The sequence below is a fragment of the Nocardioides sp. genome, assembly GCF_047602075.1.
In the GTDB taxonomy this organism is placed as follows: domain Bacteria; phylum Actinomycetota; class Actinomycetes; order Propionibacteriales; family Nocardioidaceae; genus Nocardioides.
Map to the genome: position 1 here is coordinate 860064 of NZ_JASGIF010000001.1, position 25827 is coordinate 885890.

A 25827-nucleotide genomic window follows, 5' to 3' on the forward strand; every position below is an offset into this window, starting at 1 on the left:
GACGGCATCGCCTACTGCGACGAGCGCGACATCACCACCTACAGCACCTGCCTGCGCGGACACCGGGCGATCGCCCTGCTGGACCAAGGCCGCTGGGACGAGGCGATGGAGCTCGCCGCCCGGGTGCTCGCTACCGAGGCCAGCCCGGTCAACCTGCTGACGTCGGAGTTCACCCGAGGGCTGATCCTGGCCCGTCGCGGAGCACCCGGCGCCTTCGAGGTGCTGGACGCCGCTGTCCGAGACGCCGACGGGGTCGATGAGCCCGATTGGATCGCCGACGCCAGGCTGGCGCGTGCCGAGGCGCACTGGCTGGCGGGCGATGACGACGCTGCCCGAGCGGACCTGTGCGCCGCCCGCGCGAAGATGACCCCGATGGAGTACCTCCAAGATGCGAAGTTGAGCGTCTGGGAGCAGCGACTCCTCGATGCGGCCAGTCCCGCTTCGCCCCCACCCGAGCCGTGGGCTGCTTGGCTCACCGGCGCCTTCAGGGACGCGGCCGCCCAGTGGGATCGGCTCTCCTGCCCCTACGAGGCCGCCATGGCGCTGGCCGACTCGCCACGTGACGATGACCTGCGCGAGGCGATCTCCCGCTTCGAGACGCTCGGCGGCCCAGCCGCCGCCTACCGAGCCCGTCGGCGGATGAAGGACCTCGGCCACCGTGCGGTGCCGAGCGGTGCCCGATCCAGCACTCGCGCCCACCCGTTCGGGCTGACCCCTCGCGAGGACGAGATCCTCACGCTGCTCTGCGAGGGGCTGACCAACGAGGAGATCGCCGATCGTCTGGTGCTGTCGTCGCGAACCGTCGACCACCATGTGTCCGCCGTCTTGGCCAAGCTCGGCGTGGGCTCGCGCGGCGCAGCTGCCGCTCGGGCACGCGCCTCTCTCCCCAGCACCTAGGCAGTGCACGTCGCAAACCTAGGCAGTTCACCCGATCCGCGCTCGACATCGCTCTCCTACGGTCGCAGATGACCAACTCGGTCACACCGATCACCGAAGGAGACCACCTCGTGCCGCTCTACATGGACGTCCACCACCTCGACGGCCCGGTGACCGCCGACGACGTGGCCAAGGCCCACATGGCCGACCTGCAGATCCAGGACAAGTACGACGTCAACTACCGCCGCTACTGGGTCGACGAGGCCACCAACACGATCTTCTGTCTCGTCGAGGCCCCCTCCCCCGACGCCGCGAACACCGTGCACCGCGAGGCGCACGGCCTCGTCGCCGACGAGGTGCACGAGGTGAAGGAGGGTTCGTAGGGACCTGGCGGGAGGGCGGCCCGTGGTGCCGGCCGGGAGAGCTGTCCTCGGGTTCCGGCCGGCGGCCGACTTCCTAGTCGCGTGGGGTTGCGACCGACAGAGCACCCACACGGAGAGGCAAGCCGGTGGTCCGGGTTCCCGTCACGGTCGCTGGTCGCTGGTCGCTGGTCGCTGGTGGCCACCCCCGTCACTGCCGTCGCTGCTTCATCAAGGTATCTCGGTAGGCCTGCACCTCTCATTGCGTGTACGCCATGAGAGGTGACGCTTCAACCACTTACCTTGATGAAGCAGCAACCCGTGTCACCCCTGGGAACCAGAGCCGTTCCTGTCCCGGGGATGGGTGCATCGTTTGGGCCGAAGCTGCATCCCCGCCCGTCTGCCGCGGTGCTGTGGTGGCCCCGACCCATCTCCCGCGGTCCTATGGTGGCTGAGGACCCGGAATACGAGGCACTTTGCCACTACAAGACCGCGGCAGACGCAAGAACACCGCGGCAGACGCACTCCCCGCACCCGAGAGCCAGGCAGCACCAGCGACCCGGCCAGCAACCCCAGCCACCCAGGACCTCTCCGGTCGCTGCCCAATCGGTCGCAACCCAAGGCGACCAGAAACCCGGCAGCGAACCCAGGCCGCGGCGGAGCTCGCCCGACCGTCGCCAGCGGAGCCGCCGGCACCGTGGTCAGCGGGTGCGTGCCACCGCCGCGTGCGCCGAGGCCGACACTGGCACCTCGGGCGGGACGTCGTCGGCGGAGATCGGGTCTCCGGCGACCACGGACAGTGGCACGATCCCCGCCCAGACCGAGCGGGACTCACCGTCGTCAGGGTCGTCGGCGGCGCTGTGGCCGATCTTGACGCTGGCCCGATCCAGGGACACTCGCAGCACCAGGGTGGCCGCCAGCTCCTTGCGGGTGTGGTCGCGGACCTCGGCGGTTCGTCCCGGCATGAGATGCTCGGAAAGCCGGGTCAGGGCGTCGTACTGCTCGGCGCCCTCCAGCACCTCCGCATTGCCGAGGATCACCGCGCAGCGGTAGTGCATGGAGCTCTCGAAGAGTGAGCGCGCGAAGACCAGGCCGTCCAGGTGGGTGACGGTGACGCAGACGGGCTGCTCGGCGGCGATCCGGAAGACGCCGGCACCGGTCGAGCCGTGCAGCAGCAGGTGGTCGCCTTCGCGGGCGCATGCGAACGGCAGCACAACCGGCCGGCCGTCGCGCACGACCCCGACGTGCGCGATCAGCGCCTCGTCCAAGATCTCGTCGAGGGCCACGCGATCCTCGACTTGGTATTCCGGCAGGCGCCGCACGCGCAGGTCGTCGTCCATGACCCGCAGCGTACGGCGCCCCCAACCGAAGTCAGCGCACGACGACCCTGATGTAGCGCTTGCCGCCAGTGACGACGAGATCCTCCGCCGGCGATGTCGCCTTGATCTCTCGGCCTCGGCGTCCGGTGTCGACGTAGAGGAAGCCTGCGGTCTGGTCGTTGCGCACCCAGCCGTCGGCCAGGTCCATCAGATCCTCGAAGCTGTCGGCGGAGTACAGACCGGACCTGACCCGATCGCCGCCGAGAACCTGCAGATAGCCACGGTTGCCAGCCAGCTTCTCGGCCAGGTCGAAGGACATCGTGGTGTTCTTGGTCGACCCGTCGGCAGCCTTCAGGCCCACGCGGAGCCGCAACTCCTCGCCGGCCACCGCACGAATCGGCTTGTGCCGGTTGACCTTGACCCAGGTCCCGTGCGAGCGGTAGGCGACGGTCGCCACTCGCCAGCGGTCGGTGTTGTCGGAGTACGCACCGTTTGCAGTCACCGAGTCGATCGTGACGCCATCGATCCGGCTCAGCATCCAGACCAGGTCCGGCACGTCCCAGACGCCAGCGTCGGCGATGTCGTAGGTCGAGCGGTAACGGTCGCCCAGGTCGAGACTGAACGGCTTCCCGTCCGGTCCGGTGCCGGCGATCGTCCAGGTGGCCAGCTCCGACCCCTTGATGGCAGCGTCGATCACGCTGTCGGCGTTGTAGTAGAGCTGATACAGCGTCGTGGTCGCGGCGTAGTCCGGCATGTACACATCGCTCGACCCGGTCCGTGAGCGAGTGCCGTAGGAGGCCGTCGAGGTGACCGTGAGCGTGTCCGGGAGCGGCCCGACGGTGCCGGTGATGCCGGTCTTGTGGTCGTCGGTGATCGTGCCGACCGGCGCCGCCAGGTTGCCCACCTTGAACGGAGCCGACACCGGGTCCTCCTGGACGTAGATCGCGTCCGCCGGCTGCAGCCCCGCGACGATCTTGCCCGCATAGGTGGCCGGATGGCCGAAGCCCACCACCCGGTCGCCACAGACCGAGGTCACCGTGCCGAGCGCAGCGATCGAGATATCGCCATAGCTGGCGGCGAAGCCCAGGTTTCCGCCGGGCACGATGTCTGCAGCCGTGGCCGAGGCAGTGGTGCCCACGGTGGCTGCCTCAGCCGACATGCCGGCGTACTGATGCTTGGGCCGAGAGGTGAGCTTGGCCAGATCACGCGACGACAGGCCGGTGACGCCACCGGACAGGGGCAACTGCTCGAAGCCCTGTGCCGCCTTGGCGGCGCTGATGCCGGCAGCACTCGCCACCCGTTGGGCGGCCGTGCGTCCGACCGGCACCCGCGCTGCCGCGTCGATGTAGTTGCCCATGTCCTCGTACGGCGTGACGCCGGCCACCGGCGAAGGTCCCCACGCGAGCCCGTAGGCCACCGCGCCGATCAGGCGACCGTCGTCGGCGTACACCGGCGAGCCGGACATGCCCGCCCAGATCCCCCCCACCCGATCGATCTCGGATGACGTGAGTCGCACCATGATCATGTCGACCCCAGGCGAGATTCCGTTCTGGACCACGCCGAGCACCTCACCGGTGAAGCCGTCGGGCGTCGTGCCCTCCGACACCGTCAGGCCGGTCACGGCCTGGTGCTCCGTCAGATCGGCCACGGGATAGGCCTCGTCGCAGGTCGCCGCGGCAGCAGGGGACGGCGTCCCACCCGCCACGGCCACCCCCGTCAACGCCATCACCGCCGCGGTGCCCGCCGCTGCCGAGCGCCAGCCTCGCCGGGCCGGTGCCCGCATCCCCCGCGCGTGTGTCTTGCTCATCGTCTGTCCCCCGTCTGTTGTGTGGCCGCATGAGGGCCCCTTCAGGAGTAGGGACGTCCGCCGGCACGAATCGGTTGCGATGATGTTGCCATGGGTACAGGGGTCGCGGTGGCCGCAACGGGTGATCAGGCACTGCACGCTGGTCTCGAGGTGGTCGACGACGGGGGCAACGCGGTCGATGCCGCACTGACCACAGCGCTGGTGTCGGCGGCGACCGAGCCCGGAATGGTCAGCATCGCCGGCGGCGCCTTCATCGCGATCTGGCCGGCTGACGGTGATCCGATCGTCGTCGACGCGAACGTCGAGATGCCGGGGCGTGGCGCACCGGCCGAGCGGTTCGGCCGCGGACTGCGCGAGATCCGCACGTCGTACGGCGGCGGCGTGACTTTGTTCGCCGGACACGGTTCGGTCGCCCTTCCTGGCCTGGTGCCGGGCTTCGCCGTCGCCCACGACCGGTATGCGCGGTTGCCGTGGGAGCGCCTGGTGCGGCCGGCGGCCGAGGCGGCCCGGGCCTACCCGATGAGCCCGTCTGCGGCGCGCTATCTCTCCTACACGGCCGACTCGCTGTTCGGCGACGACCCCGAGGCACATGCGCTGGTCACCCGACCCGACGGCGGTCTGCTCGAAGGCGGCGAGCCGACCAGCAACTCCCTGCTGGCGGCCACCTTGGATCGACTCGCCGATCAGGGGCCGGAGCTGTTCACCTCGGGCCCGGTGGGCATGGCACTGGCCCGGGACATGCAGGCCCATGGTGGCCTGATCACGCACGAGGACCTGCTCAGCTATCGGCCAGTGGTGCGCCCGGCACATGTCTCCCAGGTGGGGGCCTGGCGGGTCGCGACGAGCCCGCCACCCTCCGTCGGCGGCACGATGCTGGCCATCATGCTCGGTGAGCTGGCCCGCTGCGGCCGCCCGACCTGGGCCGACATGATCGAGATCCAGCGCGCCGTGCTCGGCTATCGGGTGGCCGTGCACGATCTCTCCCGAGACCTCGAGGCCGACGGCACCAGCCTGCTGCGGCGCGTCGCGGAGCACGGGTTGGAGGCGCTGCGCGGCTCGTCGTCAACGGTGCACGTGTCCGCCATCGATGCCGACGGCACCGCTTGTGCGGTGACGATGAGCTCGGGCTACGGCGCCGGGATGTCGATCCCCGGCACCGGCGTCCTGCTCAACAACTGCCTGGGTGAGGTCGAGCTCAACCGGCTCGGGCTGCACGCGACCGCGCCCGGCACCCGGCTCGCGTCCAACATGGCGCCCACCACCGGTCGCGGGCCAGGCCGGTCCGCGCTCGCCATCGGCTCCCCCGGGGCCGATCGAATCACTACCGCCCTGATGCAGGTGCTCGGCGAGATCTGTCTCGGCCAGGTCGATCCCCGGACCGCCATCGAGGCACCCCGGCTCCATGTGCGTGAGGTCGAGGGCCGCTGGCGGGTGGAGTACGAACGCGGATCCGACCTCGCCGCCGCGGTCGCCGCCTCGGGGCTGCCCGGTCACGAGTATCCCGAGCCGCACATGTACTTCGGCGGGGTCGGTGCGGCGTACCTCGACGAGCAGGGCGGTCTCGGCGCCGCCGGCGACTCCCGCCGCGAGGCCGCCGTGGGCACCCGCGCCGAATAGCCGGCTCACCAGGCAGAATCCTGGTAGTGATCGGGGCTGTGGTGATCGGGGGACGGTAGTGATCGAGGCCTGGGGGCGGCTGGTCGCGCGTCGTCCCTGGACCGTGCTGACCAGCTCACTCGTCGTGGTCGTGGCCGCGACCGCCTACGGGCTGGGCGTCTTCGGTGCGCTGAGCGACGGCGGGTTCTTCGTGCCGGAGTCAGAGTCCTGGCGTGCCGAGGACACCCTGCGCGAGCACTTCCCCGACCAGGCGGTCGACGTGGTCGTCGTCTACCACAGTGACACGATGACCGTCGACGATGCCGGCTTCCGGTCCGCGGTCGAGGACGTCGTGGACCGAGTCACCGCGGCGGCGCCCGACACGGTCGTGCTCACCTACTACGGCACCGGCTCGCCGGCGCTGGTCAGCGAGGACCAGCACTCCACTCAGGTCCTGCTGGCCTTGACGGGCGGTGCGGGTGGTGGCGTCGACGACGGCGGTCGGCTCCGGGCCTACCGCAGCATCGAGGACCACTTGTCTGCCCAGGGTCTGACCACACACGTCGGTGGTGGCTTCGCGCTCTTCGACGACGTCGACTCCCAGGTGAAGGCCGACATCGCCCGGGCCGAGACGATCTCGATGCCGTTGGTGTTCATCCTCAGTCTGATCATCTTCGGCAGCGTGACGGCCGCGCTGATGCCCACCATGGTCGGCGGCGTGGCGGTCGTCGGGGCGTTCAGCCTGGTCCGCGCCCTCACCGAGGTCACCGACGTCTCGGTGTTCGCCATCAACGTGATCACCTTGATGGGGATGGGCCTGGCCATCGACTATGCGCTCTTCGTCGTGAGCCGCTTCCGTGAGGAGTTGGCCCAGCCTGGGTCCGCCCAGACCGGAGACCGGCGTGAGGCGTTGGTGCGCACCATGGCGACCTCAGGACGCACCGTGTTCTTCTCCGGCGTCATCGTGGCTGCGTCACTCTCCTCGCTCCTTCTCTTCCCGCTCGACTTCCTCCGCTCGATGGGGTACGGCGGCGTGGCCGCCGTCCTGGTCGCGATGACGGCGTCGCTGACGATCCTGCCCGCCGTGCTGGTCCTGCTCGGCCCGCGCATCGACTGGGGCCGCATCCGGCGCCGGCGGACCGGGCGACACTCTCGTGCCAACCACCGCTGGGCCGCCTTGGCCCACAGCGTGATGCGGCGTCCGGTCGCCTACATCGTCGTCATCTCCGCGCTCCTGCTGCTCCTCGGCAGTCCCATTCTGAGCGCTCGGTTCGGAGCCGTGGACGAGCGAGCACTCCCGACCGACGCTCCGAGCCGGGTCACCATGGACCTGCTCCGCGAGGACTTCGGCGGCGAGACCTCCACGGCCGAGGTCTTGGTGAGTGGAGGCGAACGCGCCGAGGTGCGCAGCTATGCCAACCGTCTCGGTGAGGTGGCCGGCATCCAGTCCGCCGCCGTGGTCGCCCGCTCGACGGGCGGTGACCAGGACGTCTCACTGATCCGGGCCACCTGGCCCGGCAACAGCGAGACCGAGTCCTCTCAGCAGCGCGTCCGGGATCTCCGCGACGTCGAGACCCCCTCCGGCAGCACGGTGGACATCGGCGGCGCCAGCGCCTCGACCGTCGACCTGGTCGACGCCATCCTCAGCAGACTGCCCGCCATGGCCGGGATGGTCGCGGTGATCATGATGGTGCTCCTCTTCGTCGCCTTCGGATCGGTCGTCCTCCCGATCAAGGCGATCTTGATGAACACCGTCTCGATCGCCGCGTCCTTCGGCGTGGTGACCTGGATCTTCCAGGATGGCCACCTCTCCGGCGTGCTCGACTTCACCCCCGAGGGCTTCCTCGATGCCACCGAGCCCATCTTGATGCTGGCGATCCTCTTCGGCCTGTCGATGGACTACGAAGTCTTCCTGCTCTCCCGGATCCGCGAGGAGTGGGACCTCACCCAGGACAACACCACCGCCGTGGCGGCCGGTCTTCAGCACACCGGCGGGATCATCACCAGCGCAGCCTTGCTGCTCGCGGTCGTGATCGGCGGCTTCGCCACCTCCGACATCGTGATGATCAAGATGGTCGGGGTCGGCATGCTGGTCGCCGTCCTGCTCGATGCGACCGTGGTCCGGGCCCTGCTGGTGCCGGCGACCATGCGCCTGCTCGGCCGGCTCAACTGGTGGGCACCCGGGCCGCTGGCACGGTGGTGGGAGCAGCACGGGCGGTTCGCGCACGGCCACTCACCTGGTCCCTCGCACTAGAGTTGCCGCGTGACGCCGCACCTCAGCCTCCGCCACGACGAGGCCCGGCGGCGTGCGGCGTTGCTGCAGGTGTCGTCGTACGACGTCGCGCTGGACCTCGACCGCGGCGAGCGGGAGTTCGGCTCCCGGACGACCATCCGGTTCACCTCCGCCGGCGGCCCGACCTTCGTAGAGCTCCAACCCCGCGCGATCGTGTCGGCCGCCCTCGACGGTCGACTGCTCGATCCCGACACGCTCGATCGCGGGCGACTGCCGCTGCAGACCACGCCAGGCGAGCATGAGCTCGTCGTCGAGGCGACCATGGGCTATCGCAACGACGGTGAGGGGTTGCATCGTGCCGTCGACCCGGGTGACGGCAAGCACTACGTCTACGCGATGACCTTCATGGACGCCGCGCCATCGGTCTTCGCCTGCTTCGACCAGCCCGATCTGAAGGCTCCGTTCACCCTCCACGTGCGCGCCCCCCGCGACTGGACGGTGATCGGCAACACCCCGGCCACCCAGGTCGAGCCGGGCCAGTGGGAGCTGGCCACCAGCCAGCCGCTGTCGACGTACTTCGTCACCCTGGTTGCCGGTCCCTTCCACGTCATCGCCGACGAACACGACGGCATCGCACTGGGCCTGTCGGCGCGGGCCAGCATCGCCCGGGAGCTCGATCGGGAGGCCGCGGAGATGCTGACCGTGACCAAGCAGAGCTTCGACGAGCTCCACCGGCTCTTCGGGATCCGCTATCAGTTCGGTGACTACCACCAGGCGTTCGTCCCGGAGTTCAACGCCGGCGCGATGGAGAATCCCGGTTGCGTCACCTTCCGAGACACGATGATCTTCACCAGCCGAGTCACCCGGTCGGAACGGGTCGGTCGGGCCACCACCATCGCCCACGAGATGGCCCACCAGTGGTTCGGCAACCTGACCACCCCGGTCTGGTGGGACGACCTGTGGCTGAACGAGTCCTTCGCGGAGTATCTCGGCGTGCGGGTGATCGCCGACGCCACGGAGTACGACGACGCCTGGGCCGACCAGGCCTATGCGCGCCGGCAGTGGGGACTGATCGCTGACCGCTCGCCGAGCACGCACCCGGTAGCCGGGAACGGCGCCGAGGACACCACGACCGCCCTGCAGAACTTCGACGGCATCTCCTACGCCAAGGGCTCCGCCGTCCTCAAGCAGCTTGCCACCCGGCTCGGTGACGAGGCCTTCCTCGGCGGCACGGTCGACCACTTCGAGCGGCACTTCTTCGGCAACGCGACGATGGCCGATCTGGTCGCCAGCTGGGAGCGGGCCAGCGGCGCCGAGCTGACCGACTTCACGCACGAGTGGTTGATGACCGCCGGCGTCGACCTGCTCAGCCTCGACCGTGCGGGAGGCGTGGTTCGCCGCACTCCCCCTGCGGGTCGACCGGGGTCTCGGAGCCATGCCGTTCGGGTCGCGGTCGGCCGAGACGAGGGCTGGGCGATCAGCGACCTGGTGGTCGGGGACGCGCCGGCGCCGCTGCCGAACGCTGCGGATGCCGTCGTCGTGCTGGACCCCTATCAGGACAGCTGGGCGGTGACGCACCTCGACCCCGCCTCGGTGGCCGGCTTGGTGACCCTGCTGCCCACCACCCTCGATCCGATGGTGCGCGCAGGATCGTGGACCTCGCTGCTCAACACCTTCCACGATGCCGAGCTCGCCCCGAGCGCCCTGGTCGACGTGGCCGCCGCCGCCGTGCCCACGGAGACCAGTGACGCGGCGCTGGTGCTCCTCCGCGACAAGATCAACGGACTCGCGTCCTTGGCAGGACCGGTGTCCCTCAACCGCCTGCATCTGGCGGCGCGAGCCCGTGGTGCCACGGCAGCACCCCGCTCGGAGCTCCAGCTCGCCGCCTTCCAACTGGCCGTGCGCACCTGCGCCAACCCCGACCTGCTCCGGGGCTGGCTCACCGGAGCCGAGCTGCCGACCGGCCTCGAGGTGGATCTCGATCTGCGCTGGCTGATCCTCGCCCGCCTCGCCGACCTCGGCGCGACCGACCGGGTCGAGCTGGACCGGGACCTCGACGCCGAACACACCGCCGAGTCACACGTCGCCCACATCCGCGCTGTGTGCTCGCTGCCCGACCCGACAGCGAAGGCGTGGGCCTGGCAACACTTCACCGGCGAGCTCGACGCGCCGAACTACGACCTCGAGGCAGCTGCCCTCGGCCTGTGGCGGCCAGGCCAGGAAGAGCTCACCGAGCCGTACGTCGAGCGCTACGTCGCCGAGGTAGCGCGCACCGTCGCCGTGCGCAGCGGCTGGGTGCTTGCCGAGGCCGCCGGCAACTTCTTCCCACGGACCTCGCTCTCGGAGCGCACGCTGGACCGCGCCCACGAGCTGGCGGCCGACGAGTCCGTCGATCCGGGGATTCGGCGCGCCGTCGTCGACCAGGCCGACGCGCTCGCCCGACGACTGCGCACCCTGCAGACCTTCGGCAGGGCAGGATGACCGCCGACCGGATCCGGGCGCGCCGACCGGGACCGACGCTGCGCACCCAGGTCACCGAGCACCGCGAAGGCAGCAGCACCCGACGCGAGGACCGACTCGCGACCGAGGAACCGCTCGAACTGCGGATGGGGTGGCCGCGTCACCCGCCACGACGGATCTGGGTGACCATGCGCACCCCCGGGCACGACTTCGAGCTGGCGGCAGGCTACGCGGTCAACGACGGCCTGATCCGGCCCGGCGACCTGCGCACGGTGGCCTACTGCACCGACGTCGACCTCTCCCCCGAGGAGGAGTTCAACGTCGTCACCCTCACCCTGACCGAACAGCCGCTGCGCGACCCCGGCCACCGACACACCCTGCTCGGCGCCGGGTCGGCCTGCGGGGTCTGCGGCAAGGACACCATCGCGGCCGTCCTCGACGTGCCCCGAGCCGGGCCGTGGAGCGGCCCGCTGCCCACCCCGCAGATCGTCCGCCGCCTGCCCGCGCTGCTGCGCGACCAGCAGACCACCTTCGCTCGGACCGGTGGCGTGCACGCCGCCGGGCTGTTCGACCACGACGGACGAGCCCTTGCCATCCGTGAGGACGTCGGCCGGCACAACGCCGTGGACAAGGTGATCGGCACCCGGGTGCTGTCCGGGCAGCCCCCCGCGGCCGCCTGTCTGGTGGTGAGCGGCCGGGCAGGCTTCGAGCTCGCCCAGAAGGCCGTCGCTGCGGGAGTCGGCTGCCTGGTGTCGGTCGGCGCCCCGACCAGCATGTCGGTGCAGCTGGCCCGCGACGCCGGCCTCGGCCTCTACGGGTTCACCGCACCGGACCGCTGCGTGCAGTACGCCTAGGGACGGCGTGGGCTCCGCGGTTGTGTCGGACCGCCCTTCTAGGTTCGTCTCATGCGCATCCTGCACACCTCCGACTGGCATCTGGGCCGGTCGTTCCATCGTGAGGGGATGCTCACCCACCAGGCCGCCTTCGTCGACCACCTGCTGGAGGTGGTCGACACGGAGTCCGTCGATCTGGTGGTCGTTTCCGGCGATGTCTACGACCGTGCCCTGCCGCCGGTGGATGCGGTGCGCCTCGCCGACGAGACGTTCGCCCGCTTGGCCGCCTCCCGCGCCAAGGTGGTGGTCACCTCGGGCAATCACGACTCCGCTCAGCGGCTCGGCTTCGGGTCCCGGTTGATCGATGCCGCCGGCGTCTTCATCCGCACCGATGCGAGCGCGGTCGACGTCCCCATCACGCTCGACGACGACCACGGGCCGGTCGCGATCTACGGCCTGCCCTACCTCGACCCCGACGCGGTCCGCGAGCCGTGGCGGCTCTCGACTCGCTCCCACGAGGCAGCGCTGACCGAGGCCATGCGGCGGGTCCGCGCCGACCTGGCCCAGCGGCCGACGGGCATCCGCTCGATCGTGCTCGCGCACGCCTTCGTCGCCGGTGCCCAGCCGAGCGACTCCGAGCGCGACATCAGCGTCGGCGGTGTCTCCCGGGTGCCTACCAGCGTCTTCGACGGCATCGACTACACCGCTCTCGGGCACCTGCACGGCCCGCACGTGCTCACCGACCGGGTGCGCTACAGCGGATCACCGCTGGCCTACTCCTTCTCCGAGGCGGGTCACGAGAAGGGCTCGTGGCTGATCGATCTCGACACCGCCGGGTCGGTGAGCGCGTCCTTCGTCCCCACGCCGGTGCCGCGGCCGCTGTGCCGGCTGCGCGGCGACCTCGCCGACCTGCTCGCCGATCCCGCCCTCGACCGACACGAGGACGCCTGGGTCCAGGTCACCCTGACCGACGACCTTCGCCCGGCCCGGCCGATGGAGCAGCTCCGCGAGCGCTTCCCGCACACCCTGCTGCTCACCTTCGAGCCCACCCATGCTCCCCTGGAGGCGACGCCAGTCGCCCGACTCCGCGGGCGCAGCGACCACGAGATCACCCTGGACTTCGTCACCGACCTGCGTGGCGTCCCTGCCGACGCTGCCGAGTCGGCGCTCCTGCTCAGCGCCTGCGACGCCTGCACCGACGATCCAGACACCGACATGCTCCTCACGGGGTCCTGATGCGCCTGCATCGACTCGAGGCGACCGCGTTCGGCCCGTTCGCCGACACCGTCACCGTCGACTTCGACGCCCTCACCGAGGCCGGCCTGTTCCTGCTCAGCGGCGCGACCGGGGCAGGCAAGACGAGTGTGCTGGACGCCGTCTGCTTCGCGCTCTACGGCGACGTGCCCGGCGACCGTGCCTCCGCGCGGCGGCTGCGCTCGGACCAAGCCGGGCCCGAGGTCGCGCCCCGGGTGCTGCTGGAGTGCACCCTCGCCGGCCGGCGGTTCGTCATCACCCGCGCGCCGGCGTGGCAGCGTCCCAAGAAGCGCGGCTCCGGCACCACCCCACAGCAGGCCACCGTCACCGTCGTCGAGCGGGTGGACGGGCAATGGCAGCCGCTCACCTCGCGTCTCGACGAGGCCGGCCATCTGATCTCTGGTCTGGTCGGGCTCACCCTGGTGCAGTTCACCCAGGTGGCTCTATTGCCGCAGGGTCGGTTCCAGACGTTCCTGCGGGCGCGGTCGGAGGACCGACACAAGCTGCTGCAGCAGCTCTTCCGCACGAGTCGGTTCGAGCAGGTCGAGCGCTGGCTCCGCGACCACCGGCTCGCCCTGGCCGAGCAGTCTCGGGGCCACGAGCGAGCGGTCGCCGAGCTCACCAGCCGGCTCAGCGAGGCAGCCGACGTCGCACCGCCCGACCCTGTGACAGCCGAAGGCAGCGATCCGTTGACAGCCTGGGCAGATCGGCTGGCCGCCACGACCGCCACCGCAGCGCAGCGGGCGGCCACAGCACTGGCGAGCGTCACCGACCAGGCCCGGGCGGCCGACGAGCAGCTCGATGCCGCCCGTGAGCTGGTTCGCCTCCAACACGAGCACACCGCCGCCACCACCCGGCTGGCGGAGCTGGCGGCCCAGGAGCCACAGCTCGACCGCCAGCGGGCACAGCTCGAAGCAGCTCGCCGAGCCGTTGCCGTGGTCGGGCTCGCCGAGGCCGAGGCTGAAGCGCGGATCGAGGTGGACCTGGCCAGCAGCCACGTCGAGGCGGCGCTGAACAAGCTCGCCGACACCGATCACCAGGTCACTGCCCTCGCCGAGCAGCAGGCGGCGCTCACCGCACGGGCAGCAGCCGTCCGCGCGTTGGCGCCCAGGGCAGCCAGGCGCGCCGACCTGCTCCGCGTCGAGGCGACCGACCACGAGACAGGCCGCGTGCTCGCCGAGGAGGAGGCAGCGTTGATCGAGGAGCGGGCCGCGCTGCCCGGGCTCCTCGCCGACGCCCGGCAGCGTTTGGACGGCGCTCGCCGGGCCGACCAGGCGGTGGCAGCCCAAGCCGAGTCGGTCCGGGCGCTGGAGGTCCGAGTCGAAGCCGCTCGCGATCGAGTGCGCCTCCTCGACGAGCTTGCCGCAGCCCGGGTGGAGCTGCTGGGCGTCATCGACACCAGCCAGCAGCTCCGCGAGGAGCTGCTCACCCTGCGTGAGCGGCGGCTGACCGGGATGGCCGCCGAGCTCGCGGGCCAGCTCGCCAGCGGCGACCACTGTCCAGTCTGCGGCTCCCACGAGCATCCACATCCGGCCGAACCACTCACCGGTGCGCCCGACGCCGCCACCGAGCGAGCGGCGCAGCGACGCTTCGACGACGCCGAGACACTGCGCCACGTCCACGACAGCCGCGTCCGCGATCTGGAGACCCGGGCAGCGCTTGCCGATCAACGCGCCGGCGCCGGCGTCGAGCAACTATTGTCCCTCAGCGCCGACGAGACCGCTCGACTGGCCGCCCTGCGGGCCGAGGCAGAGACCATGCCGGACCTGGTCGACCAGGTCGCCGACCTGGAGCGGCGTGGGCAGCTGGTCGGCGACCGGCTGGCCACGCTCGGCAGCGAGCGGGCCGCTCTAACCGCCGCCAGCACCGCGCGAGCAGACGAGATCGCTGCGATCACCGACGAGCTTCGGCAGGGACTGGGCGGCGACGATGTCGACCCGGCGGCACTCGCCGACCGGCTCGACCAGGACGTCACACTCATTGACGCGGCTCTCACCGCAAAGGCCGACCTCGACCGCGCCGAGTCCGGGCTCCGGGCCGCTGTCCGACGGGCCACTGCGGCCGCCCGCAAGGCCGGCTTCGAGGCGACCGAGGAGGCGCTGGCCAGCGCCGTGGATGCAGAGACCTCCGAGGCACTAGCGGCTGGGATCAAAGCGCACGAGACGGCGCTCGCGGCCACCCGGGCGATCCTGGCCGACGACACCGTCACCGCGGCCGCCGCGGAGCCCGCTCCCGACCTGACCGACCTCGGTGCAACCGCCGAGGCGGCCGCCCAGGAGCAGACCACCGCGCACGCCGCCGCGGAGCTCGCCACCCGACGCAGCCTCCGCGTCCGTGGCCTGGCCGACTCGCTCGACTCGGCCCTGACTGCGTGGCAGCCGGTGCGGTCCGACCTCGAGCTGGCCACCCGGATGGCCTCCTTCGTCGAGGGGAAGTCGCCGGACAACAAACTGGCCATGCGCCTCTCGGCCTACGTGCTCGCCCACCGACTAGGCCAGGTGGTCGCCTCGGCCAACCAGCGGCTGGCCACCATGAGCGATCAGCGCTACACCCTCGAGCACACCGGCCGCCGCGGCGCCGGCGAGACCAGGGGTGGGCTCAGCCTCCTGATCCGCGACGACTGGTCCGGCGAGGCCCGCGACCCGGCCACCTTGTCGGGTGGCGAGACCTTCGTCGTCTCGCTCGCCCTCGCGCTCGGGCTCGCCGACGTGATCACCCAGGAGGTCGGCGGCGCCGAGCTGGACACCCTGTTCGTCGACGAGGGCTTCGGCTCCCTGGACGCCGACACCCTCGACGACGTGATGGACACCCTCGACACCCTGCGCGACGGCGGCCGAGTGGTCGGCGTGGTCAGCCACGTGCCCGAGATGAAGGACCGCATCCCCACCCAGCTCGCGGTGCGCAAGCAGCGCCGAGGATCGACCGTCGAGCTGGTTCGACCCAGCTGAAGCTGGACCGGCTACTCCGCGAACGCCTCGGGAGGCGGGCAGGCGCAGACCAGGTGCCGGTCGCCGTACGCCTGGTCGATCCGAGCCACCGGTGGCCAGTACTTGTCCGGGTCGACGCCGGCCGGGAAGACGCCCTCCTCTCGGGAGTAGCCGTGCGGCCAGTCCCCAACCACGGCGCGGGCCGTGTGCGGCGCGTGCCGCAGCGGTGCGTCCTCCGCCGTCCATTCGCCGGCGGTCACCCGGTCGATCTCGCCCCGGATCGCGATCATCGCATCGCAGAAGCGGTCCAGCTCGGCCAGGTCCTCCGACTCGGTCGGCTCGACCATCAGCGTGCCCGCGACCGGGAACGACATGGTGGGCGCGTGGAAGCCGTAGTCCACCAGCCGTTTCGCCACGTCGTCCACGGTGACGCCGCTGTCCTTGGTCAGCGGGCGCAGGTCGAGGATGCACTCGTGCGCGACCAGGCCGTGCTCGCCGCGGTAGAGCACCGGGAAGTGCTCCTCGAGCCGGGCGGCCACATAGTTCGCGGACAGGACTGCGGTCGCGGTGGCCAGGGTGAGCCCAGCCGCGCCCATCATCCGGATGTAGGCCCAGGAGATCGGCAGCACGCCCGCCGAGCCGTAAGGTGCGGCCGCGACGGCGCCGATGCCGGCACGCTTGGCAGACTCCGGATGCATCGAGTGTGAAGGGAGGTACGGCGCCAGGTGGGCGCGCACGCCGACCGGCCCCACCCCGGGGCCGCCACCGCCGTGCGGGATCGCGAACGTCTTGTGCAGGTTCAGGTGCGACACGTCGCCGCCGAACGCCCCGGGGCGGGCATAGCCGAGCAGCGCGTTGAGGTTGGCGCCGTCGACGTATACCTGCCCGCCGTGCTCGTGCACGATGCGGCACAGCTCGGTGATGGTGTCCTCGTAGACGCCGTGGGTGGACGGATAGGTCACCATGATGGCGGCCAGCGTCTCGGCGTGCTCCGCGCACTTCGCGCGCAGGTCGTCGAGGTCGACCGAGCCGTCCTCGGTGGCTGCCACCACGACCACCCGCATGCCGGCCATCACTGCCGAGGCGGCGTTGGTGCCGTGCGCCGAGCTCGGGATCAGACAGACGTCGCGGCCCTCGTCACCGCGGGCGTGGTGGTAGGCCCGGATCGCCAACAGTCCCGACAGCTCACCCTGGGAGCCGGCATTGGGCTGGATCGAGACCTCGTCATAACCGGTGATCTCGGCGAGCCAGCCCTCCAGATCGGCGACCAGCTTGCGGTAGCCCGCCGCGTCGTCCGCCGGGGCGAACGGGTGCAGGTCGGCGAACCCGGGCAGACTGATCGGCTCCATCTCGGCGGTGGCGTTGAGCTTCATCGTGCACGAGCCCAGCGGGATCATCCCGCGGTCGAGTGCATAGTCGCGAGCCGAGAGCCGGCGCAGATAGCGCAACATCTGGGTCTCGCTGTGGTGGCCGTGGAACACCTCGTGGGTCAGGTAGTCGGTGGTGCGCACCAGCGCTTCGGGCAGTCGTGACGGAACCTCGACGGCTCCCGCCGAGGTGTCGACCGTGAGCCCGAAGGCGCGCAGCACCGCGCCGACGGTCGTCGAGGTGGTGACCTCCGAGACGGAGATGCCAACTCGGTCCTCGTCCACCAGTCGCAGGTGCAGCCCGAGGCCGCGGGCGGCGGTGACGACCTCCCCGGCGCGGCCCGGAACCGCGACGGTGAGGGTGTCGAACCAGGTGTCGTTCTCGACGCCGAAGCCGCCGGCGACGAGTGCGTCGGCGATCGTGCTGGCGTGGTCGTGGATGCGGCTGGCGATGGCGCGCAGGCCGTCGGGGCCGTGGTAGACGGCGTACATCGAGGCCACCACCGCGAGCAGCACCTGGGCGGTGCAGATGTTGGAGGTGGCCTTGTCCCGCCGGATGTGCTGCTCGCGGGTCTGCAGCGCGAGTCGGTAGGCGGGCCGCCCTTCGGCGTCGACCGAGACACCGACCAGTCGACCGGGCAGGTGCCGCTCCAACCCAGCCGCCACCGCCATGAAGCCGGCGTGCGGACCACCGTAGAAGAGCGGCACACCGAACCGCTGCGAGGACCCGACGGCTACGTCGGCACCCAACGTGCCCGGGGACTCCAGCAGGGTGAGCGCGAGCAGGTCGGCCGCGATGACGGCCAACGCGCCCCGCTCATGCGTCTGCTCGATCACCGACCGAGGGTCGCGCACGCGGCCGGAGGCCCCTGGGTACTGCACCAGTACGCCGGAGAGCTCGCCGTCCGGGAGTCCGTCGGCCAGGTCGGCCACGACGATCTCGATGCCCAGACCCGCAGCCCGCGTGTGCAGCACCTCGAGGGTCTGGGGCAGCACGTCGCGATCGACGACGAACGGCCCGGAGGCCTTCCTGTTGGCGCGCCTGACCAGGGTCATCGCCTCGGCCGCAGCAGTGGCCTCGTCGAGCAGGGAGGCGTTCGCCGTGGGCAGTCCGGTCAGGTCGCCGACCATGGTCTGGAAGTTGAGCAGGGCCTCGAGCCGGCCCTGCGAGATCTCGGGCTGGTAGGGGGTGTAGGCGGTGTACCAGCTCGGGTCCTCCAGCACGTTGCGGCGGATCACCGGTGGCGTCAGGGTGGCGTGGTAGCCGAGTCCGATCATGGCCTCGGCCGGCCGGTTGGCACCGGCCAACGCCTGCAGCTCGCCGGCCGCGGCGCGTTCGCTGAGCGGAGCGGGCAACTCCAGCGGCTCGGTCGACCTGATCGCCTCCGGGAGCGCTGCCTGCATCAACTCCTCGATGGAGGCGAGCCCGAGCCGGTCGAGCATGACCTCGATGTCGGCCGGGCCGAGCCCGAGGTGACGACGGGCGAAGGAAGACACGGACTGAGAATCGGGCTGGGTCACCGGTTGGGTCACCGACTGCTCCTGAGGGGTGGGCGGCTAAGGCTCCCCCTCTGTCGGTGCCCCTTCAGAGTTGCCTGACCCGCGCAGTCCTGGCGCCTGAGAGGTTGACGGGGATGTGTTGCCCCTTCGGCGCTCGATGACGAACGATCTGTTCGCCACCGAGACTCTCCCGCGCGGGATCGTCAGCGGGACGAATCTACCACCGGCCCGCTGCCGAGCACTCAGCCGATCTGGCGGGCGGCGCGGCGAGCGGCGAGCTCGTCGCCGGGTGAGGTGGCCTCGGCGACATCCTCGGCGCGCTCGGAGGGCAACTCGGCGAGGGTGCCCTCGATCTCGCGCCAGACGCCGCCGATGGCGATGCCGAAGACGCCCTGACCGCCCTGCAGGAGGTCGATGACCTCGTCGTTGCTGGTGCACTCATAGACCGTGGCGCCGTCGCTCATCAAGGTGACCTGAGTCAGGTCGTCGGTGCCGCGCTCTCGCAGGAACTGCACCGCGGTGCGGATCTGCTGGAGGGAGATGCCGGCGTCGAGCAGTCTCTTGATCACCTTGAGCAGCAAGATGTCTCGGAAGGAGTAGAGCCGCTGCGACCCGGAGCCCTTCGCGCCACGGACGGTCGGCTCGATCAGACCGGTGCGGGCCCAGTAGTCCAGCTGACGGTAGGTGATGCCAGCGGCGTTGCAGGCGGTGGGGCCGCGGTAGCCGGTGTCGCTGGGCAGCGGCGAGACGTCGTCGGTGAACAGCAGGCCCTGCTCCTGGGCGAGGTCAGCGGCCTCGGCACCTGCGGTCAGGTCTGCTGTGTGTTCGTTCTCGTTCACGCCTGCATCGACCCTTTCGTCGACTACTCCGTTGTGCGTAACCCCCGGGGGAAGGGCCGTCAGGCGGGCCGCACGGGCGACACAACCACAACGGTGGAGTTACAACAGAGACACTTCAAGGTAGGCCCCTCACTCCGTTCGGTCAACGCGGTGCCGCGGCGTGTCGGAACTCTCAACCTCAGGCCGAGGGTTAGTCTCAATGCCGCGCAGTTAAGGATCTTGGCTCGGGTCAAGGGTCGGCAGTAGGTGTGTCGTGATTCGGGTCTGGTAGTTCGTCCGGTCGATGGGGCCTTTGGCGCGGTGTTTGGAGATCGCGCGTTTGGTCACTCGGGGGCTGGAGCGGGCTCGGCGGGCGGGCAGAACTGTGTCCAGGACCGCTGCCCCGATCCGGCCGGTCAGGTCGGTGCCGGCCTCGGCGAGGACGTCTGCTGCGCGGTGGATCGTGTCGCGGGCGGTGGTCAGTGCGATGGTGAAGCTGAGCCGGTCGGGTGCGATGCCACCGTGAGCCAGGGAAGCGTCGGCGATCGCGGTCCGCAGAGCCTGGTGGACGATCAGGACGGCGTAGACCTCCTGGGCGATCCCGGCGGGTGTGCGCGCCCGTAGGACCCTCCCGTCCAAGATCGTGGACTTGGTCTCGCGGAAGCCAGTCTCGATCTCCCACCGCTGGTGGTAGAGCTCGACGATCTCCCGTGCCGGGTACCGCTGCGGGTTGGTCAGGGTCGTGATCAGGCGGTAGGTGCCGGTGCGCTGGGTGCCTGAGTCTTTCAGGTCCACGATGATCTGGGCGTCGATGATCCGCACCCGGATGCCACCGAGGACAGCGATGCGGGTGCCATCGCCCAGGCGGTCCACGAGGGCGAACCTACGGTTGTCCTTGCACCGGATGAGCAGGTCCGCGCCGGTGGCGGCGAACTGCTCGATCAGGGCCGCGGCAGCGAAGTTGCGGTCACCGAGCAGCACCGTCCCGGGCCGCAGACAGCGCGCCAGGCGGGATGCGTAGGTAGTCTCCCCGACCCGGTAGGACCCGAACACGGCGTCGATGAGGGTGCGTGAGCCGCACGCGAGGATGCTCACCAGCCGCAGCATCGGGTAGCCGCCCGGGGCGTCCGGGCGGCCGGTGGCCCGACCGAACGCCGCAGCGTTGACGTCGGTGTCCGGCACACACATCGTGGTCCCGTCGATGGCGCACACCAGCAACCCACGCCAACGGGCAGCACCGGCCGCCGGGCCGCGGACCAGGTCGAACAACTCCCGCAGTGGACCCACTCCGATCCGCCGGAAGGCCTGGGACAACGCCGAGCTGCCCGGCACCCGGATGCTCAGGTCCGCGCCGGCGGCCAGACGCCGCAGGACCTGGCGATAACCCACGTCGGCGAACAGCACCCCGGCCAGCAGCACGTACACCACCACCCGGGTGGGCAGGCGCCGCAGCCGCTTCTGCGTCGCCCCCGCGGCGCTGATCGCCGCGTCGACCAGATCGAAGGAGACGATCCGCGTCAACTCGCCCAGATGGCCAGCAGAGAACGGATCCACCGGATCAGACGTGACAGACTGAGAACGCAACAGAACTCCATCGGTAGCAGGGCGTCTTGTCAGGACATCCCCTGCCTATCGAGGAGTTCTGTTGCTCTACCCGACGACACGCCGACGCCACACTCGCCACACCAGTCACATCGCTAACTGCGCGGCATTGGGGTTAGTCTCCCTCGAAGTCCTCCGGGGTGACGTGGTCCAAGAACTCCCGGAACCGCTCGACCTCGTCCTCCTCCTCTTCGGGCACGGCTAGGCCCGCCTCGGCGAGGACGTCCTCGGCGCATCGGATCGGCGAGCCGGTGCGCAGCGCCAGCGCGATGGAGTCGGAAGGACGCGCACCTACCTCGACCCCCGAGGCGAGCACCAGGGTCGCGTAGAACACCCCGTCCTTGACGTCGGTGATGTGCACCTCCGTCAGATTGTTGCCGGTGGCCTCGAGCACGTCCTTGAGCAGGTCGTGGGTGAGCGGACGCGGGGGCACCACGCCCTGCTGGGCGAAGGCGATCGCGGTCGCCTCGACCGCGCCGATCCAGATGGGCAGATAACGGTCGCCGGAGACCTCGCGGAGCAGCACGATGGGCTGCTGAGAGGGCATCTCGACGCGGACGCCGATCACATCGACTTCGTGCACCCCGCCAGCCTACCCAGCCCGGACTACCCGGCCAGATCACGAGCGCCGAAGGCCTGCCTTCACCAGGGTCGCATGCAGGCGCACCGAGAGCGCCGCGATCTCGGTAGCGGCCTCCTCGGCCTGACCCCGTGCCGCGGGATCGTGGCTGTGCCGCCCGGGTGCGAGCACCTGGTCCACCAGCCCGACCTCACGGTCGGCAGCCGTCTTGAACGCTCGCAGGTGACGCGGCTCCAGGCCGAACTCGGCCAGCTGGCGAGCCGTCTCGGCCACGACCAAGGCGTCGCTGTCGTAGTGCGTGGTGCCCGTCAGTGGGCAGACCAGACCGAACTTCTCCAGGTCGGCGAGCAGCTCCTCGGAGATGCCGGCGACTTTGAGCAGCTCGCGTCGGGAGACCCGCAGGTCGCTGCGTCGACCGAACGACTCGGGGCTCGGCAGCCCGTCCGCGGTCAGGGCGACCTTGGGCACGGTGGGCACGACCGACTCGATGGGCGGTGGCTCCAAGCCGCGGTCGAGGGCGTCCAGGTGCTCGCCGATCACGCGCAGCGGCAGATAGTGGTCGCGCTGCATCCGCAGGATGTAGCGAAGGCGCTCCACGTCTTGGGCGGAGAACTTCCGATACCCCGCGGGAGTCCGGTCGGGCTTGATCAGCCCCTGCTCCTCCAAGAACCGGATCTTGGAGATGGCGACGCCCGGGAAGTCCGGGCGCAGCAACTCGAGGACCTGGCCGATGTTCAGCCGCGCGCGAGGCGAATGGGAGGCCGGCGCCGACACGTCTTAACCGTTCACATGTCCGGAATAGAAGACCAGGCGGTACTTGCCGATCTGCACCTCGTCGCCGTCCTTGAGCTCGACCTGGTCGATGCGGTCCCGGTTGACGTAGGTGCCGTTGAGGCTGCCCACGTCACGCACACTGAACTCCGCGCCGCTCCGGACGAACTCCGCGTGCCGCCGTGAGACGGTCACATCGTCGAGGAAGATCTCGCTCTCGGGATGTCTGCCCGCAGTCACCAGGTCCAGATCGAGCAGGAAGCGGTTGCCCGCGCCAGGTCCGCGCTGCACGACCAGGAGGGCATGGCCGACCGGGAGCGCGTCCACAGCGGCCGCGTCGATCGGGCTCAACGCCCGGTCCGACGATGCCTCCGCCTTCTCCTGGCCACCGCCCAGGTTCAGCGTCGCGGTCGCGTCGACGGGCGCCTCGGCTGCGGGGCCGACCTCGTCGGGAGACACCAGCGCAGTGCCGCACTGCGAGCAGAACCGCGCGTCATCGGGGTTCTGCCGCCCGCAATTGGTGCAGAAGGGCATTCGGTCTCTCCTGTGCAGATCCGGTTCCGGACGAACCTATCAACCTTCCAATGTGCCCTGGTAGGTGGCGGAGTCGAGCAGCGTATCCAGGTCGGTGTCCGGCGTCGGCACTACCTCGAAGAGCCAGCCGCCGCCATAGGGGTCGTTGTTGACCAGCTCCGGAGTGGCATCGAGAGCGTCGTTGCGCGCCACCACCTCACCGCTGACCGGGGCGTAGATGTCGCTGACCGACTTGGTCGACTCCAGCTCACCGCACGCCGCACCGGCCGTCACCCCGTCCCCGATCTCGGGCAGGGAGACGTAGACGATGTCGCCGAGGGAGTCCTGGGCGTAGTGGGTGATGCCGATGCGCACCGAGCCGGCTGCCTCGCCCGGCAACCGAACCCATTCGTGCTCGGCGGTGTACTTGAGGTCATCGGGATACACAGACATCTCCTTCACTGCGGTGGCCGTTGTCGGCACCCTATCGTCACGACGACGGCGTGCTGAGGCTGTCGATCCTCACCTCGTCGAGTCGCTCGACATCGACGGTCGCGCCATCGCCCTCGAGCTGCTGGGTCGGCCCGGAGGGGAAGCTCAGCGCGGACGCCAAGGTGGCAGGGTCGCCGATCACGTCGATGACGTACGGCGGGGTCAGTGGGGTGTCGCCGACCAGGATCGCGCTGGTGCCCTCCCCGGCGGAGGCCTCGGCGAAGGAGGTCTGCGCGACAACCCGCACCTTCTCGTTGAACTGCATCGCCTCGGCGCCGGCGGCGCGAAGCTCCTGCATCGTGTCCAGCAGCGAGTCGACCCTGACCTCGCCGTCCCCCGGGGTGATGGTGATCCGCAGACCCGGCCCGCGCACCGGCACCGTCCCCGCCAAGATGCTCAACGTGTCGGCGTTCTGCTGAGCCTGGGCCAGGGCGGCCTCGTGCTTGCGGACGCTGTTGTTGAGGTCCTTCTTCTGGCGCTCCAACTTGGCGATCTCGGTCTGGGTGCGCTCCGTGGTGTCGGTCATCGTGTCGAACAGGTCGATGAGATCTTGCTCCCGATAGCCGGCGTAGGTGTTGTCCACCTCGGTCGCCCGGACCTGGGTGACCCCTGCAAAGCCCAGCCCGGCCAGCAGCAGCCCCACGGCCAGCTGACCGCGCGACGGTCTGACCAGCGCGTCCCACAGACGACGCCGGCCGGAGACCTCCTCGGACACCGGATCAGGCACGGAGCAGATGCCTCCTGATCGCGGCCACGTTGGAGAAGATCCGGATGCCGAGCACCACGATGACGCCGGTCGAGAGCTGGCCACCCACGCCGAGCTTGTCGCCGAGAAACACGATCGCGGCGGCGATCACCACGTTGCTCAGGAAGGAGACCACGAAGACCTTGTCGTCGAAGATCCCGTCCAGCAGCGCCCGCAGGCCACCGAGCACCGCGTCCAGCGCGGCGACGACGGCGATCGGCAGGTAGGGCTGGAACCAGGCGGGGATGTCGGGCTGGAACAGCAACCCCAGCACAACGCCCACCACCAGGCCGAGGATGGCGATCACGGTGCGTCCTCCTTGTCGCGCCTATTCTCCACATCCGAGCCCGCGGCGGCGTACCGCAGGGTCGGCAGCGTGGCGCTAGGCAGGTCGAGGTCGTCCTGGTTGGTCATGTCGACCTGCAGGCCGAGCCCACTGGCAAGCGCGAAGAACCGTTGGCCGCGCTCGCTGTTGACCAGGTTGGCCTGCAGGGTGCGGGGATCGCCGATCGCCTCGACGACGTACGGCGGCGCAAGCGGACGGCCGTTGACGTGGATCGCGACGTTGGCGTTGCGGATGGCCGACAGTGCGGTCAGCCGCTGGTCGTTGATCGCGATGCCCTCGGCCCCCACTCCCCACAAGGCGTCCACCAGGAGGGCGAGGTCGGTGTCGCGCACGGCACCGCTCTCGCTCCCGCTCGGGGAGTCGTCCACCATGATCCGGACTCCGGCGCCCGCCATCTCGCCGTAGCCGGTGCGCGCCTGCAGGCGGCGCAGCTTGGCCAGCGCCGGCGTGACCTCGGCCTCCACTTCCTCCAGTCGCTGCTGGGCGTCGGTCGTCGAGGTCTGCAGTGCGCCGATGCGGTCCTGCAGGTTGCTCAGCTCGGTCCGCTGCGCCTCCACCTGGGCGACCAGTGAGTCCCGGCTGGTCTCGTCGACGGCCGCCTCCCGGGTCCGCTGCGCGGCCGCGGTGGAGACGAGCGCACCGAAGCCGGCCAGCACCACCATCAAGGCGATCACGGTGCGACGGTTCGGCGGGCCGCTCGCTGAGCCCGCTCGCCGAGCCGCGACGTAGGCGTAGTCCTGGTCCAAGGAGTTCCGTGTCACCAGGGTCAACAAGGGCATGGTGACGTGCTCGGGCAGCGGAGTGGGAGGAGGCTCAGGCATGGGCCTCGGGAGCCCTCCGCTGGTCGTCACTGAGCAGGCGGTAGACCTGGTAGGCGTACAAGATGCCGGCCCACCAGTAGAGCGCCACGCCCCAGATGGCGAACGCCCAGCCGAACACGCGGGCCAGCACCGCCACCGATCCCTGGCCGTCGCCCAAGAGCAGCAGCGGGAAGGCGTAGAGCAGGTTGAACGTGGCGGCCTTGCCCAAGAAGTGCACTGGCAGTGCGCTGTAACCGCGGGTGCGGAGGAACGGCACCAGCACCCACAACAGCAGATCACGCAGCGGCAAGATGATCGCCAGCCACCACGGGATGATGTCGCGCAAGGCGAGGCCGATGACCACCGCCAAGATGTAGAGCCGGTCAGCGACCGGGTCGAGCACCTCTCCCAACGCCGACCGCTGGTCGAGCTTGCGAGCAAGGTAGCCGTCCAGGAAGTCGGTCACCCCGGAGAGGGCCAACAGCGCCAGCGCCCAGCCGTCGGCCTCTGGCCCGAGCACGAGCCACAAAAAGAGGGGTACGCCGAGGAGCCGGGCCATGCTGAGCGTGTTGGGCACGGTCCAGACCCGGGTCGAGCGGGGAGGGGTGTCGGGCACGGAGAGCCTGTCG

The 25827-nt window shown here is 70.3% G+C and carries 21 protein-coding genes and 1 riboswitch; of the genes, 8 read left to right on the top strand and 13 right to left on the bottom strand.

The features are described from left to right. Positions 1-639: 639 nt before the first annotated feature. The gene (locus tag QM714_RS04475) at positions 640-897 is read left to right on the top strand and encodes a LuxR C-terminal-related transcriptional regulator (RefSeq protein WP_415100971.1); all 258 of its coding nucleotides are present in this window, start codon (positions 640-642) and stop codon (positions 895-897) included. Between the two features lie 68 nt (positions 898-965). Next, positions 966-1259 (top strand): DUF4242 domain-containing protein, encoded by a 294-nt coding sequence (locus QM714_RS04480; protein ID WP_415097992.1) that lies wholly within the window; start codon positions 966-968, stop codon positions 1257-1259. A gap of 677 nt (positions 1260-1936) precedes the next feature. Here QM714_RS04480 and QM714_RS04485 read toward each other — a convergent pair. Together QM714_RS04485 and QM714_RS04490 are read right to left on the bottom strand one after the other, a co-directional pair. Further along, positions 1937-2575 carry a pyridoxamine 5'-phosphate oxidase family protein gene (locus QM714_RS04485; protein WP_415097994.1) on the bottom strand — a complete coding sequence of 213 codons (639 nt, stop codon included), beginning with the start codon at positions 2573-2575 and terminating at the stop codon, positions 1937-1939. A 31-nt stretch (positions 2576-2606) separates the two neighbouring features. Further along, positions 2607-4361, bottom strand: a complete 1755-nt coding sequence (locus QM714_RS04490; RefSeq protein ID WP_415097996.1) for a hypothetical protein — start codon at positions 4359-4361, stop codon at positions 2607-2609. A gap of 90 nt (positions 4362-4451) precedes the next feature. On the opposite strand from QM714_RS04490, the gene QM714_RS04495 reads away from it, so the two are divergent. From QM714_RS04495 to QM714_RS04520, 6 genes are read left to right on the top strand one after another with little or no spacing between them, the layout of a single operon-like run. Then, positions 4452-5978 (top strand): gamma-glutamyltransferase, encoded by a 1527-nt coding sequence (locus QM714_RS04495; protein WP_415097998.1) that lies wholly within the window; start codon positions 4452-4454, stop codon positions 5976-5978. Between the two features lie 58 nt (positions 5979-6036). After that, positions 6037-8211, top strand: coding sequence for an MMPL family transporter (locus QM714_RS04500; protein ID WP_415098000.1), 2175 nt, complete (start codon positions 6037-6039; stop codon positions 8209-8211). 9 nt (positions 8212-8220) lie between these two features. Further along, the gene (gene pepN, locus QM714_RS04505; protein WP_415098002.1) at positions 8221-10671 is read left to right on the top strand and encodes an aminopeptidase N; all 2451 of its coding nucleotides are present in this window, start codon (positions 8221-8223) and stop codon (positions 10669-10671) included. After that, positions 10668-11504, top strand: coding sequence for a formate dehydrogenase accessory sulfurtransferase FdhD (locus QM714_RS04510; protein WP_415098004.1), 837 nt, complete (start codon positions 10668-10670; stop codon positions 11502-11504). Before pepN ends, QM714_RS04510 begins: the two co-directional genes overlap by 4 nt. Before the next feature lie 51 nt (positions 11505-11555). Next, positions 11556-12719, top strand: a complete 1164-nt coding sequence (locus QM714_RS04515) for an exonuclease SbcCD subunit D (protein ID WP_415098006.1) — start codon at positions 11556-11558, stop codon at positions 12717-12719. Next, entirely contained in the window at positions 12719-15685 is a 2967-nt protein-coding gene (locus QM714_RS04520) for an AAA family ATPase (protein ID WP_415098008.1), read from the top strand. Before QM714_RS04515 ends, QM714_RS04520 begins: the two co-directional genes overlap by 1 nt. 11 nt (positions 15686-15696) lie before the next feature. Here the strand turns inward: QM714_RS04520 and gcvP are convergent, their stop codons facing one another. The 11 genes from gcvP to QM714_RS04575 form a co-directional block, all read right to left on the bottom strand. Beyond that, positions 15697-18528, bottom strand: coding sequence for an aminomethyl-transferring glycine dehydrogenase (gene gcvP, locus QM714_RS04525; RefSeq protein ID WP_415098010.1), 2832 nt, complete (start codon positions 18526-18528; stop codon positions 15697-15699). 98 nt (positions 18529-18626) lie between these two features. Further along, a riboswitch (glycine riboswitch) is annotated at positions 18627-18734 on the bottom strand. Positions 18735-18773: 39 nt separating this feature from the next. Further along, positions 18774-19370, bottom strand: coding sequence for a MerR family transcriptional regulator (locus tag QM714_RS04530; protein WP_415098012.1), 597 nt, complete (start codon positions 19368-19370; stop codon positions 18774-18776). A 210-nt stretch (positions 19371-19580) separates the two neighbouring features. Further along, entirely contained in the window at positions 19581-20903 is a 1323-nt protein-coding gene (locus QM714_RS04535) for an IS4 family transposase (protein WP_415097970.1), read from the bottom strand. A 163-nt stretch (positions 20904-21066) separates the two neighbouring features. Continuing rightward, entirely contained in the window at positions 21067-21534 is a 468-nt protein-coding gene (locus QM714_RS04540) for a bifunctional nuclease family protein (RefSeq protein WP_415098014.1), read from the bottom strand. Between the two features lie 36 nt (positions 21535-21570). Then, positions 21571-22305: a MerR family transcriptional regulator gene (locus tag QM714_RS04545; RefSeq protein WP_415098015.1), complete on the bottom strand. Its 735-nt coding sequence runs from the start codon at positions 22303-22305 to the stop codon at positions 21571-21573. A 3-nt stretch (positions 22306-22308) separates the two neighbouring features. Then, positions 22309-22836, bottom strand: a complete 528-nt coding sequence (locus tag QM714_RS04550; protein ID WP_415098016.1) for an FHA domain-containing protein — start codon at positions 22834-22836, stop codon at positions 22309-22311. Positions 22837-22875: 39 nt separating this feature from the next. Beyond that, positions 22876-23262 (bottom strand): glycine cleavage system protein GcvH, encoded by a 387-nt coding sequence (gene gcvH, locus QM714_RS04555; protein ID WP_415100973.1) that lies wholly within the window; start codon positions 23260-23262, stop codon positions 22876-22878. Between the two features lie 43 nt (positions 23263-23305). Beyond that, positions 23306-24034, bottom strand: coding sequence for a DUF881 domain-containing protein (locus QM714_RS04560; protein WP_415098017.1), 729 nt, complete (start codon positions 24032-24034; stop codon positions 23306-23308). Beyond that, positions 24027-24359, bottom strand: coding sequence for a small basic family protein (locus QM714_RS04565; protein WP_415098019.1), 333 nt, complete (start codon positions 24357-24359; stop codon positions 24027-24029). The genes QM714_RS04560 and QM714_RS04565 overlap by 8 nt, the downstream gene beginning before the upstream one ends. Further along, positions 24356-25219, bottom strand: coding sequence for a DUF881 domain-containing protein (locus QM714_RS04570; RefSeq protein WP_415098020.1), 864 nt, complete (start codon positions 25217-25219; stop codon positions 24356-24358). The genes QM714_RS04565 and QM714_RS04570 overlap by 4 nt, the downstream gene beginning before the upstream one ends. After that, positions 25212-25814 carry a CDP-alcohol phosphatidyltransferase family protein gene (locus QM714_RS04575; RefSeq protein ID WP_415098022.1) on the bottom strand — a complete coding sequence of 201 codons (603 nt, stop codon included), beginning with the start codon at positions 25812-25814 and terminating at the stop codon, positions 25212-25214. Before QM714_RS04575 ends, QM714_RS04570 begins: the two co-directional genes overlap by 8 nt. Positions 25815-25827: the final 13 nt, after the last annotated feature.

What these genes read in the sequence shown, in the direction of transcription:
- QM714_RS04475 (WP_415100971.1), top strand. Translation starts at nt 640, where the DNA reads ATGAAGGACCTCGGCCACCGTGCGGTGCCGAGCGGTGCCCGATCCAGC.
- QM714_RS04480 (WP_415097992.1), top strand. Translation starts at nt 966, where the DNA reads ATGACCAACTCGGTCACACCGATCACCGAAGGAGACCACCTCGTGCCG.
- QM714_RS04485 (WP_415097994.1), bottom strand. Translation starts at nt 2,575, where the DNA reads ATGGACGACGACCTGCGCGTGCGGCGCCTGCCGGAATACCAAGTCGAG.
- QM714_RS04490 (WP_415097996.1), bottom strand. Translation starts at nt 4,361, where the DNA reads ATGAGCAAGACACACGCGCGGGGGATGCGGGCACCGGCCCGGCGAGGC.
- QM714_RS04495 (WP_415097998.1), top strand. Translation starts at nt 4,452, where the DNA reads ATGGGTACAGGGGTCGCGGTGGCCGCAACGGGTGATCAGGCACTGCAC.
- QM714_RS04510 (WP_415098004.1), top strand. Translation starts at nt 10,668, where the DNA reads ATGACCGCCGACCGGATCCGGGCGCGCCGACCGGGACCGACGCTGCGC.
- QM714_RS04515 (WP_415098006.1), top strand. Translation starts at nt 11,556, where the DNA reads ATGCGCATCCTGCACACCTCCGACTGGCATCTGGGCCGGTCGTTCCAT.
- QM714_RS04520 (WP_415098008.1), top strand. Translation starts at nt 12,719, where the DNA reads ATGCGCCTGCATCGACTCGAGGCGACCGCGTTCGGCCCGTTCGCCGAC.
- QM714_RS04550 (WP_415098016.1), bottom strand. Translation starts at nt 22,836, where the DNA reads ATGCCCTTCTGCACCAATTGCGGGCGGCAGAACCCCGATGACGCGCGG.
- QM714_RS04570 (WP_415098020.1), bottom strand. Translation starts at nt 25,219, where the DNA reads ATGCCTGAGCCTCCTCCCACTCCGCTGCCCGAGCACGTCACCATGCCC.